This window comes from Arsenicibacter sp. R0_47, from assembly GCF_057652235.1.
Genome location: NZ_JBYFCJ010000013.1, coordinates 147,516 through 162,308, shown reverse-complemented (window position 1 = coordinate 162,308; position 14,793 = coordinate 147,516). Strand labels below are relative to the sequence as shown.

The 14,793-nt window shown below is 53.2% G+C and carries 9 protein-coding genes; all 9 read right to left on the bottom strand.

Annotation, left to right across the window (positions count from 1 at the left end; all coding sequences use genetic code 11):
• Positions 1-116 precede the first annotated feature (116 nt).
• The gene (locus tag AC23NW_RS20645) at positions 117-2,222 is read right to left on the bottom strand and encodes a TIM-barrel domain-containing protein (RefSeq protein WP_487451713.1); all 2,106 of its coding nucleotides are present in this window, start codon (positions 2,220-2,222) and stop codon (positions 117-119) included.
• Positions 2,223-2,283: 61 nt separating this feature from the next.
• Positions 2,284-6,132 (bottom strand): PVC-type heme-binding CxxCH protein, encoded by a 3,849-nt coding sequence (locus AC23NW_RS20640; protein WP_487451712.1) that lies wholly within the window; start codon positions 6,130-6,132, stop codon positions 2,284-2,286.
• Between the two features lie 120 nt (positions 6,133-6,252).
• The gene (locus AC23NW_RS20635) at positions 6,253-7,209 is read right to left on the bottom strand and encodes a fumarylacetoacetate hydrolase family protein (protein WP_487451711.1); all 957 of its coding nucleotides are present in this window, start codon (positions 7,207-7,209) and stop codon (positions 6,253-6,255) included.
• 11 nt (positions 7,210-7,220) lie between these two features.
• The gene (locus AC23NW_RS20630; RefSeq protein ID WP_487451710.1) at positions 7,221-8,351 is read right to left on the bottom strand and encodes an FAD-dependent monooxygenase; all 1,131 of its coding nucleotides are present in this window, start codon (positions 8,349-8,351) and stop codon (positions 7,221-7,223) included.
• A gap of 39 nt (positions 8,352-8,390) precedes the next feature.
• On the bottom strand, positions 8,391-9,173 hold the full coding sequence (locus AC23NW_RS20625) for a cyclase family protein (RefSeq protein WP_487451708.1): 783 nt from the start codon (positions 9,171-9,173) through the stop codon (positions 8,391-8,393).
• Between the two features lie 40 nt (positions 9,174-9,213).
• Positions 9,214-10,320 carry an alpha/beta hydrolase family protein gene (locus tag AC23NW_RS20620; RefSeq protein WP_487451707.1) on the bottom strand — a complete coding sequence of 369 codons (1,107 nt, stop codon included), beginning with the start codon at positions 10,318-10,320 and terminating at the stop codon, positions 9,214-9,216.
• A gap of 14 nt (positions 10,321-10,334) precedes the next feature.
• Positions 10,335-11,324, bottom strand: coding sequence for a VOC family protein (locus tag AC23NW_RS20615; RefSeq protein WP_487451706.1), 990 nt, complete (start codon positions 11,322-11,324; stop codon positions 10,335-10,337).
• Between the two features lie 213 nt (positions 11,325-11,537).
• Positions 11,538-13,541: a glycoside hydrolase family 3 protein gene (locus AC23NW_RS20610; protein ID WP_487451705.1), complete on the bottom strand. Its 2,004-nt coding sequence runs from the start codon at positions 13,539-13,541 to the stop codon at positions 11,538-11,540.
• Positions 13,542-13,545: 4 nt separating this feature from the next.
• Positions 13,546-14,775 carry an MFS transporter gene (locus tag AC23NW_RS20605; protein ID WP_487451704.1) on the bottom strand — a complete coding sequence of 410 codons (1,230 nt, stop codon included), beginning with the start codon at positions 14,773-14,775 and terminating at the stop codon, positions 13,546-13,548.
• Positions 14,776-14,793 lie beyond the last annotated feature (18 nt).

Genomic DNA, 14,793 nt, shown 5'->3' with positions numbered 1-14,793 from the left:
GACTGGTTTCGTATTAGTTTTTTTGGTGTTGGCCTGCGCGGTAAGCGTACCGGCACCTCCCTGGATTTTTAGCCCTTCCCGTATGGTCCGGTACCGCTTCCCGCAAAAGCTAAATCTCACGGAGTCATAAACTCCCATTTAATTTCTTTAGAATAGCCAAAAGGCTTGCTAGTGGCAGGAGCGACCATATCGCCTTTGAGTTTACCATCGGCCGCTTTGTTAACCGTCAGTCGGGTAAAAGAGTAGCTTCCTTTTTCAAAGTCAAACGTCAATCCATCATCATCATACAGCTGAAAACTGCCCGCTGCCGTGCCGTAATGCCGAACAGTCAGGGGAAGCGTTTCGCCCGTTTTCGGAGCCTGTCGGTGCGGTGGCACCATCGGAATGAGAGCGCCGTCTTTTACAAACAACGGAATTTTGTCCAGCGCGGTCGTAACGGTAATCACCTGATTTTCGCCGACTTCTTTCCCCGTGTAGAAATCGTACCATTTGCCCTGCGGCAAATAGACTTCACGGCTTTTTTCGCCCGCAAACATCGGCGCTACCAACAGATAATCCCCCATCATGTATTGGTCTTTGATGTCTTTTTTGATGCTCATGGCGTACGGATTGGCCGTCGCGTCAAACGTTCCTGCCACCGTCACCGACTTAAAACCAAAACCTTCGACCAAATTCATAGCCCGAAACGGCGGTTTTGCCTCAAACCGATATTGCGCAAAGGTCGAATACAGATACGGCAGCAGTTGCATCCGTAGGTTGGCGACATCGCTCACAGCCTGCTCCACTTCAGGAAACGACCACGGTTTGGTGCCATCGGCCCACGCATTGAGCATGGCCATGGGCGAAAAACAAACCGACTGCATCCGCCGCACCCATTCCTCGGCCGTTTTGGACGCGCGAACCTCAGGCGTCCAGAGCACACCGATAAAACTGCTGTTGACCAGTGCCGTTATAAAGTCCTTGTGGCTGTAATAATCATTGTAAATAACGTACGGAAAACTGCTCGCGCCCGCGTTTGATGCCCGAACCAGCCCGTAGGTCCGCTTGTTGATTTGCCTGAACCAGCTACCCGTCATCTGCTGCACCATCAGCCCGTAGGTTTGTCGCATTTGCTCGGCACTCGTTCCCGACGGAAAGGTGGCGACATCGGGCCAAATCCAGTTGTCGTACCCGTCCACCTCGTCGATTTTATAGCCGCCTACCCCGATGTTCAGGTGCTGACTCATAAAATGTTCCTTGAAGAGTTGACGGGCTTGCGGTAAGGTAAAATCAGGCACAATCCCGTTCCAGACGGTGTGCGAACCCGTAAACGGTTTAATTTTGGGGTACAACGTCCCGACGGGTGACACATACGGGTTCATCCAAAGGTTGGCGCTGATGCCTTTGTCGGCCAGTTTTTTTAAGAAACCTTTGGGATCGGGAAAGCGCGTTTTTTCCCATTCAAACGTACACGGATAGGCCATACTGTGCCAACCCGGCTCAACGCCGATGAAGTCGAGCGGGAAGTTGTGTTCTTCAAAGCTCTGTACTTCTTTCAGAATATCGTCCTGCGAATACAGCGTCGGGACGCGCTGGGTAAAGCCCAAACCCCATTTTGGGGGCAAATACCCACCGCCGTTCATAAGGTTGTAGCGCTGCACCACGTTCATCGGGGTTGGCCCCGCAAAAACGTACAAGGTGGCGCCTTCGGCAGGAACCAGCATTTCGACAGCGTCAGAATACGGCTGAGCTTCCCATTTTTTATCGGTGTTGCGGTCGCGCAGCACGGGCGGGTGTTTGGCATCGGTTCGCACGGCCGTGCCCGCATAAACCGTGATGTAACGGGCGGCATCCACCAGCACGCCGTAGCCTTTGGACGAGACATAAAACGGCACGGGGGCGTGGGTGCGGCCATTGTCTTTATTACCGTAGTGGTCAACGTGCAGCTCCATGATTCGTCCGCGCTGATTGACGGTCTGGAAATTCAGGCCCAGCCCAAACAGCTGCTCGCCTTCTTCCAGCGGAAAGCGCAGGTACGTTTTGCCGTCGATAACCCGCACACTGATGTCGGTTTTTGCCAGCGGAAACGGCGCTTTGGGCAAGGCCGCCAGTGCTGTCAGGTTGGGTTTGGCACCCGCCGCGCCCAGCAAGCTGATTTTTTCAGGCTTGCCCACCGTGGCTTTCCAGATGCCAGGCTGCACCTCCTGCCACTGGGGCGGAGCTTGTCCCACAACGGTATTCATCACAAGTAAGAATAGAAGGCAAAAGCCCGAAAATGCCTGTTCCATACGTTGAGCCGTTAACCTACTTCTTCGCTTGCTTCTCGCCTTTCACCGACCGCAGGTACTTGACCAAATCCAGCACTTCCTGTTCCGACAGGTTGTCGAACAAACCGACGGGCATCAACGACGTGGGCATTACCTCCCGCGACTGAATGGCGGATTTGTTGACAACCACAGCATCCTGCCCCACAATCCGCATCGTCAACTGACGCTCGTTTTCGGCAATGACGTTGCCTGAGTACGTGCGCCCGTCGCGGGTAGTGACGACGACGAGTTTGTAATCGTCCTGAATTTCGCCGCTGGGGTTCAGCACGTTGAACAATAAGTAGTCGAGGCTGGCGCGGTTGGAGCCTGTCAAATCGGGGCCAATGTTGCCGCCTTTGCCGTACATTTTGTGGCAGCTTCCGCACGTCCGCTGAAACACCGCCTCACCCTTCACGGGATTGGCCGTCGCAACGGCTTTTTCGGTAATCATGCGCTGGTACTTGGCGTACGATTTTTCAAGCGATGGCTCCTGCTCAATCGGCCCCCACACTTCGATGAACCCGCTACCGACTACCCGCAGCAACTGTCGTGCGGCATACGGCGGCACGTCCCGCTTGGGGATGGTCTGATTTTTAAGGGCTTGCGTTAACTGCCAGCCGTATTTTGGCCGCGACGAAAGGGTCTGAATGGCCTGTTGTTTTTCAGTCGCCGTAAAGTCTTTGTAATTCGCAATCAGCAACTTCGCCAGCGGTTCTTTGTCATAATCGGCAATGGCCCGAATCACGTCCAAACGCAGTTTTGGTTCGTTGAGCAAGGCGGGAATTTCGGCCACCAGTTCCTCGCGCTTGCGGACGGCAATGGCCTGCAACGCCTGCTGACGCTGTACCAACGGCGCATTTTTGTTTTTGAGCGTCACCATCGACTTCTGCGTGGCCTCGGTATCGCCAAAACGCTGGGCAATCTGTAACGCCAATTGGGCGGTTTCCCCCCCGCTTTGTTTGAGTTTAGCGTACAACCCCGACCAGTTGGCAGGTGCTTTGAGGTCAAAACGGCCTTCCAGCCCGTCTCGCATCCCTTCCAGCATACTGACAACATTGAGCGTTGGCAAAGTTTGGAACTTTACCAACGTTCCCACTACGCTTTCTGGCGCATTGGCATCAATCAACCGACGGGCTACGTACTTTGAAACCAGCGGAATTTGCGCCTGAGCGGCCAACTCCAGCGCCCTTTGCGGGTTGGTTTTTACCAGTGGTTCCAGTCCGAACCAAATCATTTTAGGCAAATTGTGGTCTTCGTTGTCTTCGCCGTGACGGGACAATTGCTCCGCGATTTTCCACGCCGTTTCAGTATCTACCCGCTGCATGGCCGATGCCAGATACAACCGCACGACGGGCGAAGGATCGTCTTTGGCCATTTTTGCAAATGCGGCCAATGCCGCCGAGCTGGGGGCTTTGTCTTCGCACAACAACTGAATCGCCCACGCCCGCACGTATTCATCCTTATCCACCAGCGATGCCTGTAAATCGTTGGCCGACAATCGGTTGGTCACGTATAACGCCCACATCCCCCGAAGACGAAAATCGGAATTGGCGTTTTGTTGAAAAATAGTCTGGAGTTCCGTCACCGCATCGGCAGCAATGCTTCCTTTGACGGCTCGTGCCTGTAGAATTACCCGTGCACGGCGTGCGTGCCAGTCGCTCGGACTGGTTTGCAGAGCGGCGAGTTGTTTATCCGTTAGTTTTGATAAATCATCGTAGCGGCCGTCCCAGTTTTTGGCCAGTGATTCTTTCGGCATAATTCGGAAAATTCGCCCCGTTTCGCCGTTCACCACTTCCTTACCGCAAATATCGGCATCGTGCCAGTCGAGTACATACAGCCCGCCGTCAGGCCCGACTTCCATGCTGAATCCTACCCACTGAGCGTTGTTTGCCATCAGGAGTTCGTCACCGTGTTTGGCCACAAACCCTGACCCGCGCGGCACCAGCACATCCGATAAAACGGCGTGTTCGTGGATGTTGGCCATAAAACTACGCCCCTTGTGCTCCTCAGGAAACGCGTCCGACTGATACACCCGCGCCCCGCCGTGGGCCGAGCGGTGGCTGTGATCGGCAATGGTTCGTATATCGCTGTAAATGTAGGGGTTAAAGTGCTGTCCCCCCTGACGGTGGTAAATCCCGCCCAAAATAATGTGCCACATGTGCGGAATCACGCAGGCGCTGATAAACAGCTGCCCTTTGGCATTATAGTCTATTCCCCACGGATTGCTGAACCCGTGCGCTACCACTTCAAATTTATCTTTAGTCGGGTGATAACGCCACACCCCGCCGTTGATGTCCACGCCTTCGCCTTGCAATAAGTCTTCGGGGAACGGGTCTTTGTGGCGATACAGTTTGCCCTTGCCTTGTGGTTTACGCACCTTCGACGGCGTCGCAAATCCCTGACAGCCATACAACCAGCCATCGGGGCCCCAATGCAAGCTGTTCAGTGTTTCGTGGCGGTCGCGAATGCCCCAGCCCGTTAAGCGCACCTCAATATCGTTCATGTCGGCCACGTCGTTGTGGTTGCGGTCGGGCACAAAAAGCAGGTTTGGCGGAGCACCCAGATACAGTCCGTCGAAACCCACCGCCATGGCCGCAGGAAAGGCAATACCTTCCAGAAACACCTTTTTGGTATCAGCCACGCCGTCGTGGTTGGTATCTTCCAGAATCAGGATACGGCTGTTCCCTGCGTTGGAAAAACCACTTCCGCGCGATTCATAATCGCGGTTTTCGGCCACCCACAAGCGACCACGGTCGTCCCAGCAAAAGGCCATTGGCTGCGTCATCATCGGTTCCGACGCCCACGTATTTACCTTAAAACCCTCCTTCAACGTCATGTTGGCAATAGCTTCTTCGGGCGTCAGAAATTTAGCGTCGCGGCCTTCCTGCTGCGCAATTCCCCACAATGAATACATCATTTCCTGTCCGCTGTAGTCGCTCCACGTGTTGTTCATTTTCACGTCGTTGAGCTCGCCCGTATAAATCACCAGCTGGTGTTTAATTACTTCCACTTTTCCTTTCGGAATCTGCCAGTCGCTCAGGCGTGCCTTGGCAGGGCCAATTCCCAGCTGACCGTCCACCCGCCAATGCTGCGGAAAGCCTTTGTTTTCGGGGTGATCTAGTATGGCGATATGCGCCCAGTCGGAACGACCTTCAATCTGCATGCCCACATCAACCCAGCCCGCACGCTGCCCCTCTGCCTTCTCATTTTTTTGGCGAGCCGCATTAATTACCTCTCCTTTAATGCCCTGCTTCCACGGCATCCGTACAAACAGCCCGCCGTAGTCGTACTTACCTATGGTCACATCGGTTTGGGCTTCTCCTGCCCATTCCAAATCCAACAGATAGCGGCCATCCTGTTCGCGCATCACCCACGTCTGGGTCTCGGTCAGAACGGCGTTGCCTTTTTCGTCGAGCAGGTCATACACCGTTTCCCATTTCACTTCCGTGCCCTGTGCTTTGATGACTTTGGCCGAAACTTTACGCCAATAATCACCTTCGGGATGATGAAAATAATCGCGGCCGTTGACCCGCGTAAATCCACAGTAAATCCCCGTTTGGTGTTTGTGATGACCCGGGCTGTACTCCGTCAGAATCCCCTTACCATCGGGCGCCACGATGGGGTGCAGATAAGGTCGGTGGTCGGGTTTGACGTTTTGTACGAGGATAGGCGTTTTGCCGCCCGGCCGGAACACGGAAATCGTTGCAGCTTTTGGATCCTGAAGAATGTGCAGCGTATTTTTCTTTGGTGGGACGGTTAGTTTAGGTTTTGGTTTTGGTGGCGGGGTAAAGGCAAACCAGCCGGTAACACAAAGCAGGCAAAGCAGCAGGAAGCGGAAAGGTTTCATGTTCAGCAGGGTTTAATTGACGATGCCGGTACGTATTGGACCGGCATCTGTTGTCAAAAAAACAAACTGTACAATTCCTACTTAAAATCAGTATATTCTCCCCTTAAAATCTGCGTTTTATCAATCTACGACGTGGTTTTTCAATAGGCCGATGCCCTCAATTTCCAGCTCGACAATGTCGCCCGGCTCCAGAGGCCGGTGTACGCTGAAGTTATTTTCGATCAGGCTGCCCCAACCAACCGTCCCGGACCCCAATATATCGCCCGGCATCAGGGTCACGTTATTTTCAGAAGCCCGCTCAATCATCTGTTCAAACGAATAGAACACTGTTTTATAGTTTCCTTCGCAAACAACTGTTCCGTTAATCCGTGTCGTCATCCTGAGGTCAAACCGGTCAGTTTCTACGGACGGAACCCGCAACGGCTCCACAAAATAGTCACGGGCAAACGGAACCCGGTACTGTTCCATTTCGTCGGCGGTTACGATGCAGGGACCGATGGCGTTGGCAAAATCCTTGCCCTTGTGCGGCCCCAGCGGAATTTCCATCTCCTTTTTCTGAGTCGCCCTGGCGGTCCAGTCGTTGAAGATCGTGTAGCCGAATATGTATGGTCGCGCCTCCTCAGTTTTTATGTCTTTTCCCCGTTTACCGATAATACAGGCCATTTCCAGTTCTATATCAAGCCGTGTCTCGCCGGCCGGTCGTTTAATGGCATCCTCCGGTCCGTATATCGCCTGGTGGTTGGTGAAATAGAAAATAGGCATGTCATACCAGGCCGCCCCAACCGTATGCCCGAACGAACGGGAGGCATTCAGCATGTGCATTTCAAAGCCGATGTAATCCCGGAAACTTCGTGGATTGGGCAGGGGCGGCAGTAGCCTGACCTCGTCTACTGCATAATGTGGGGCTACCTCTCCCAACTCCTGAATTATGGGGAACAGGGTTTCGTGGTGATCAATAAACGTGAGCATGTCGGCAGGCAACCGGCTGTCTGCCAGCTGCATATCAACCACGCCGCCATGCACCAGCCAGCCAGATCGGGCCTGCTGGTTTTTATCGGAAAACGTTACGAGTTTCATTGGCTATCGGCTTAAATCGGTGCAGTTAACGCCATCGTTGTTTTTCCCATCAGGGCTCCCATGTTGGCACCTTCCGGCAACGGTTGACCGGAGTATTCCAGTACTTCCCACTTTCCGAGGGTTTCAGAAGCCTCCACGACCATCTGACAGCGCTGAAGCCGGCGGGCCATAAAACCCGCAAATGCCCCCTCTATTGTCGGTGCGGTCTGAAGTTCTTCAGCCAGTACCACGGCATCTTCAATAGCCAGAGCTGCACCGGAGCCTAGCTGAGGAATGGTAGCGTGGGCGGCATCTCCGATCACGATCACACGGTTTTTATACCAGGGTGCAGATAGTTTCAGCGTTTCCAGCGGCCGGTAATTGACAAGCGCAGCATCCGTTACCTGTTCTGCCAGAGCCTGGATCATCGGAACTGGGAAAGCCTTCATATAGCCCCTGAGCTTATCGGTCAGCTGATCTGCGGGCACATGCGGATCGGGGCCTTCCGCTGAGTTTACGAAGATGTAACAGGTTTCGGCCGTCATCGGAATGATGCCGATCTTACTTTGCCGCCCAAAATAGATGTAGCCGGTATCGAGCGCCTGAGGCCGGGGAAAGGCATACCGCCATACCGACAGTCCGACATAGTCTGGCTTTTGCTCGCCGAAAACCATCGTGCGTACTTTCGAATTGATGCCGTCGGCAGCAATCAGGAAATCGTAGCTGCCGGTTGTTCCGTCGGTGAACGTTACCTCCACGCCATCAGTCCGGTTGTCAATGGCATCGACGGTAAGGCCCATCCGGTAGATGACACCTGTCCGTTGAGCTTCGGTGTACAGTACATCATGCAGCATACGGCGGGAGATGCCGTTATGACTCGGAAAGCGCCCGATTGGCGGCGTACCGGCCTCACCGATCTGCTGACCGGTCGGAATGCACAACTTCACCTTCCCGTACGGATACCCACAGCGGATGGTTTCGTCGGCCACGCCGATGGCATCGAGGGCACGCAGGGCATTGGCCTGCTGAATGATACCAACCCCGTAAACGTTAAACTCTTTCTGTAACTCAACGATTTCCGTGGTGTAGCCTTTCTTTTGCAGCGCAATCGCAACCGACTGCCCGCCGATGCCACCACCGACAACTAAGACTTTTTTGGTCATTTTTTCAGGTAAGGTAAAGGGAAAAGGGGTTTCTGATCGCTAAAAAAACACCGGTTCATCCGGATCATCCAGAATGGCCACGGCACGGGTCCAGCCGGCGCTGGCTTTTTCGATTTTAGCAGGGAAACAGGCTACTTTGAAGCCGAACGGCGGCAATTGATCCAGATTGGCCAGTTTTTCGATCTGGCAGTACTCTTTTTCAATGCCGACATAATGTGCCTGCCAGATTACTCCGTCACGCGGATTGGCTTTGTAATCGGCCACCTGCAGGTGCAGCGGAATATCCCAGCCCCAGCCGTCGGTACCCATTACTTTAATACCCTGGTCAATGAGCCAGTGTGTGGCTTTTGCTGAGGCTCCAACGTGAATTTTCACAAAATCATCCTCATGAATCCGTTTGTCGGCATCACAGCAAATGAGCACAATGTCGTATGGTTTGAGCGCATAGCCGATGGCATTCAGCTTTTCCTGCAAATCTTCCGGCTCAATCATATACCCGTCCGGTTTGTCGGTAAAATCAAGTACGACACCATCATTGAAAAACCATTCAAGCGGCATCTGATCAATGGTGCGTGCCGGTTTTCCTTCACTGGTCGGGAAATAATGCCAGGGGGCATCTACATGTGTCCCGCAATGGCTGGTTACGGTCAGAAACTCCCCTGCCGGGCCGTTGCCGTCGATAAATACATCGCCGTCAATACCCTCAAACAGTTTACCGCCCATTTTTTTAGCCCCTTCCTTGTGGTCTTCATACACGATTTTTGTGGGCAGCGGTTCTTTTATCCGTTCTGAAATGGTAACTGATAAATCAATGATCTTCATAGTATTTACGGTTAAGGCTCAAAAAATGCTGACGGGTTAATTACAGCCGGGCGGCAATCCAGTCATACATGGAAAAGGTTTTGGTGAAATCGTCGATACAGCAGTGGGCCGAGCCGCTCTCTTCTTTCGGAATAATTTCCACCACATGCTCACAGGTCAGGGCATCCCGCACCTTATACGCGTTTTCGACCACATTCTGCCGGTCGTCTTCGCCGTGCAGCACGTAGGTTGGCATCGTAATTTTATCGGCCACCCCATCGAGCGAAAACAGTTTCAGCCGCTCGCGGGCATCTGCCATCGTTTCTGCACCGACAATGTGTTTGACGATCTCCGCAAGCGGGTGATTATCGGGGCGGCTTTTCCAGATATCATAGTACGACCACACGGCACCAAAGATCATACAGACCTTAAACCGCGGGTCAAACGCAGCACAGCGGGCAGCCATGTAGCCACCCATCGATACAGCTCCAATGCCAACGCGACTTGTGTCCACATGTTCGCCAAGGTTAGCAATGACCCAATCAAGCACGGCAGTGCCGGCCACGTTGAAGTCATACCGGGTCAGGATGTGATTCAGGCGTAAGGCAGCCCCCTGACCCGGGCCGTCCATCGCCAGCAGTGCAATACCCCGTTCGTTGAGATGCTGCGAAATGCCGAAATAAAGCTCTTCGGCCAGGCTGTCGAGTCCACCGAACATGATCATCAGCGGCGGGTTCTGAATGCCAGCCGGGGTAAAGAGGTAGCCAGGCAGAAAAGACCCGTCAAAAGGCACGTCGACCTGAAGCGGCCGCTGCTCAAAACGGTCAATGGCTTTGATAAACGCATCACGGCATTTGAGGTAGGCCGGCAGCTTACGGGTATCTGAGGGGACAAGAAAAAACTCCGAAGTCCGCAGGTAATTGAACGCCCGCAAGTAGGTTCGCCGGGCGGAGACCTGATGCCCCGCAGCCGCATACTGTTCAGCACGGTCATACACCTGACTACCCATCCTGAACCATGCCTGATGAAAGCTTTCGTTATCGCCGGGTGTAATCTGTGCGGCAACCGCCAGCACCTCCGCAAACTCACCACCCCCATAGTGCGCCTGGGTCAATGCACGGTTGACCTGATACGAGGGCATGTATTGCCCTGGAAAAAAATGCCACATAGCAATTGAGAGGATTAAATGTCAACCGGCTTCACAACGCCGTCTGTGAGACCCATTTTCTTGCCTTTACCCATTTCGGCAAACGGATTAGCGCTGCCCCAGGCATCATTCGGGTTATCTTTCAGGTAATGAACATCCTGATGGTCAGGCGCAAAGACTAGCCGAGCACAGGCATAATATTCAAACAGAATACCGCTGCCCGGATCAGTGATGTAGATAAAGAACCCTTCATCGGCTTTGTGGCGGGTTGGAGCACCCATCACGCTTTTAAAGCCTTTTTCCAGAAAATAGTCGAGGGCCAGCAGTACTTCTTCGCGGCTGTCGACATTCCAGCAGATGTGATTCAGGACCGCTTCGTTTTCGCCGATATTCGGATCAGTAAAAACGGCGATGTCGTGCGACAGGTTAGCAATGGTCCAGAGGCCGCCAACCGGAGGGATTTCGTCAGTAATCCGGATTTCGTCGGGATTTTTCAGGCCCAGCCCCTGCCAGAATGCTTTTTCGGCGGCGTATTTTCCTTTGGCAACCATGTATGTGACGTGGTCAATCCGCCGCGGATTGGCGCCTTTCAGCCGGTTACTGGCATAGCGGTCGGCATAAATACTGCCTCTTTCGCCTTTTTCACGCAGCCACACTACCTCCCAGAACACTTCGTGCATATGCCCGTCTGGCGACTGAAACCGGTAGGCTTTCCCATGCCCCTGATCGCCGTCGACCCATCCGCGACCGGCCCCGATGTGTTCGAGGTAGGCCACACATTCCTCCAACGCCTCCTCACTATCGGCCCGCCAGCCGATATGGCCCAGGCCGGACGTTGGGCTCTGCGTCAGCTTCAGGGTATGATGATAGTAATCGCCCCAGGCGCGCAGGTATACAGAACCCTCTTCGCGGCCGGTTTCATCCATGCCGACAATATCGCGGAAAAAGTCAACGGATTTGTCAAGATCAGCGGTTAATACTTCAATGTGGGCAAGATGTGAGAAGTAATGCGGGTTTTTCGGCATGATTATAACTATTTGCTTATTTTCTATAGCAAATCTAATCATGCAGCCACCCTGAGTAGTTAGCAATAAAGGGCTAAAAACATGCAGAATCCGGCCGTTTCTTCGGGGTTTTATAAAAAGTGCCTGCTCAGTATGTGCAACAGAGCAGGCACTTCAGAAAGCATCTACCGTAAAACGCCGGCTATCCGCATGAGCGGCTTACCGATCAGACGATCAAAAGCTCAGGCCGTGACCGAATTTGAAGCGTGCATACGTGGCATCTTCAAGATAGCCGGGCACATCAGATTTATTGCCAGCTACTGCTTTTTCAGAAGCCGGAATGGTAAACGGCAGCTTTCCGGTTGGCTTGTACGTCCCCTGAACGATGTCCAGCAGGGCGTCGGTAGTGGTACCAAACGTAGCCACCATCGTCTTTGCTGCACCGGTATCCAGTTCATCGAGTACCCACGGGCTTGAGAAGTTAACAGCCAGAATTGTCGGTTTTGCCTTCAGCAATTCGTTCACATGGGCTATGTCGATGTGATTTTTTGACAGACTCAGTTCAATGGGTTTACCGGCCGAACTAAACAAACTCCCTCCCGTCGGAATGAGCCAGAGCAGCACCACATCGGCTTCCTCTTTTGTCGACACAAATTCCAGGGTTCCGGTTGATGCGGGTTTATTGACCCGAACCGGGTTACCACTCCGCCCGTTGTCATAATACGTTTCGAAATAAACCTTTGTTTTAGCTTTCACCGGCAGCAGCTTTGCGTCGTTCTGCAACAGCACCACCGATTTGCGGTGGGCCAGATCTGCCTTTTTCTGAAAGGCCTCACTACCTACCAGTTGTGCTGCCTTATCAGCATCCACGTAAGGATTTTCGAACAGTCCCAACACAAATTTTTCGTGCAGCAGCCGGCTAACAGATTCATTGATCCTGGCTTCGGAAACAAGCCCGGTTTTTACCGTTTCCAGCAACATAGCCGGATCAGCCGTACCGGAGAAAATATCGACACCTGCATCCAGCGCTTTCTGGTAGCGCTGCTGCACCGTCAGGTTTTCAACCCCCCACGGCATCATATCAATCGGACCGGTATCGGAGTTAATGATTCCTTTGAACCCGAGCTGTTTACGCAGCAAACCCTGAATGATTGCCTTGTTATAGGAGAAGCCAACCTCCTCAAACTCTTTGCCTTTCGGTGCGGAATAATACGGCATGATCGCCGATGTACCGGCTTCGATAGCCGCTTTAAACGGTTTCACATGGTAGTCGAACATGCCACCCGGATAGTGGGCAAACTTACCCCAGTCAAAATGTGAATCCTGCCCATCGACCTGCGGACCTCCACCCGGAAAGTGCTTGGTTGTCATAGCCACCGAAGAGGCTCCCAGCTTTTCGCCCTGAAAGCCCAGCACAATTTCACGGATCATATTTGCCGCCAGATCAGCGTCCTCCCCGAATGTACCTTCAACGCGTTGCCAGCGTGGTTCGGTAGCCAGGTCAGCCATGTACATATAGCCTTTCCGGAGGCCTACGGCTGCCCACTCCTGCGCCGCAATCTGAGCAAACTCACGTGTCAGTTTCAGGTCACGCATGGCAGCAAGGCCCAGTTCGCCGGGCCATTTTGAAAAAGCCGTTGTGCCAACACTCAGGCCGATTGATGCATCAATCGTTACGTGGTTGCGGGGGTTTGATGCCACCACCGCCGGAATGCCGAGCCGGGTTTGCTCACAAAGCGCCTGCAGGTTATTGGCCCAGTTCGCAATCGTGCGTGCAGGCGGATTTGCCCGAAGGATAAAGTGACGCAGGTGAAATTTCGTGACCCCCTTCGTTGTGCCTGCCGCCGACATCATTGGCAACGGCAACGGCTTCCGGGTAAACATATTATTGGCCTGAATCTGATCTTCTTCGATAAATCCATCGGTAATCTCCGACTTTGGTGCGTTTTGCTGAAAGGCTAAATCGCCGGCCATCCTGGTTGTACTGATCAGCATAAAGCCCACCTTTTCTTCCAGAGTCATCTGAGCCAGCAAATCCCTGACCCGTTCGCCGGCCGGTAAACGCCAGTCTTCATACTTGTCTAGTTTACCGTTTTTATTCAGATCCTTGAAGTTAAATCCATTGATTGTCAGTAGCTCAACGGATCGTTTGCCTAATTGTGGCTGTGTGACCTTCTGGGCATAAACGCCGGTGTAGAATGACAATCCGGTCAGCAAGCTGATAAACATTCGTTTCATAAAATCAGGCAGTTAAAAAGGGTTCTTTGGGGACAGCAAGTGAACCGGTCTGCCGGGTCTCCTGTAATTTTGACATAAAGAAAATGCCGGCGAGTGCCAGGATTGCTGAGACCCACAGAAAAGCCGACGGGCTGATCTTATCCGACAGAACACCGGCAAGCGCAGGCACAAGAACACCGCCCACAATTTCGGCGATACCTGTTACCAGCCCGAGGGCCGGGGCTTTTAGCACATCCGGAACCGCTTCGGAGGGAACAACAGCAGCGACAACCGGCAGCAGGCCCATCATGAAATAGGTCAGAAACATCGCCGGTACATGAACGGCCGAGCCTGCCGCATAGTAAACTGCAAACGGATACAGCAGACCAACCAGACTAAAGATGATCAGTACTTTTTTCCGGCCCAGCCTGTCAGACAATGCCGGGACAATGATGGACGATAAAAGTCCGGAAACGCCCAGAAGCCCCATTGTTTTTCCCATCTCCGCAGCGGTCATGCCCTGCTGTTGCACAAAGTAATTCGAAATAAACGGCAGGGTGGCAAACCACCAGCCAAAGACGCAGCAAGCCGCCGGAATCCCCCACCTGATATTGTGGTATTGCAGCAGCTCCCGGATTGTCAGAGGCGACCGGGTTGTATGGGACGTACTTTCTGCTGTAGACCGACGGACAAAATGCCAGGCCATAAATCCCAGGACAAGTCCGGGCGCTCCGGCAATGAAGAAGGCATTACGCCAGCCCATGTTTTCAGCTATCTGAACAAGGACAACCGGTGCCAGAATTGAACCGCATAGAGCCGAGCCAAATGCCTGGAGAATACCGGCATTCAGTCCCAGCCGCGTCGGCGACGACTCCCGCTCCACAAAGTTCTGGGCAAGCGGAATAACAGGTCCTTCCGCAAAACCCATTACCAGCCGGGCAATCAGCAGCGTTCCAAAGGAAACCGCTAATCCTGACCCGAATGAACAGATGGAGAAGATAAGTACTGCCAGTACAAACACGGCCTTTTTCCGGTTTGTCGCATCAGCCCACGCTGTGGAGAAAAAACTGGAAAACGCCCAGGCAAGGGACAAGGCTCCTGCCAGCAATCCGATTTGGGTGTTATTCAGGTGCAGATCCGCTGCCACGTAGGGCATCAGAAAATTGAGAGCAAGCCGGTCAAAAAACAGACAGCCAAAGGTCAGGGCCATCAGCAGCACCAGGCCATTTTCATAGGTTAAAAGGCTCTTTTTCAAGGTTACATCGGGTTTAAC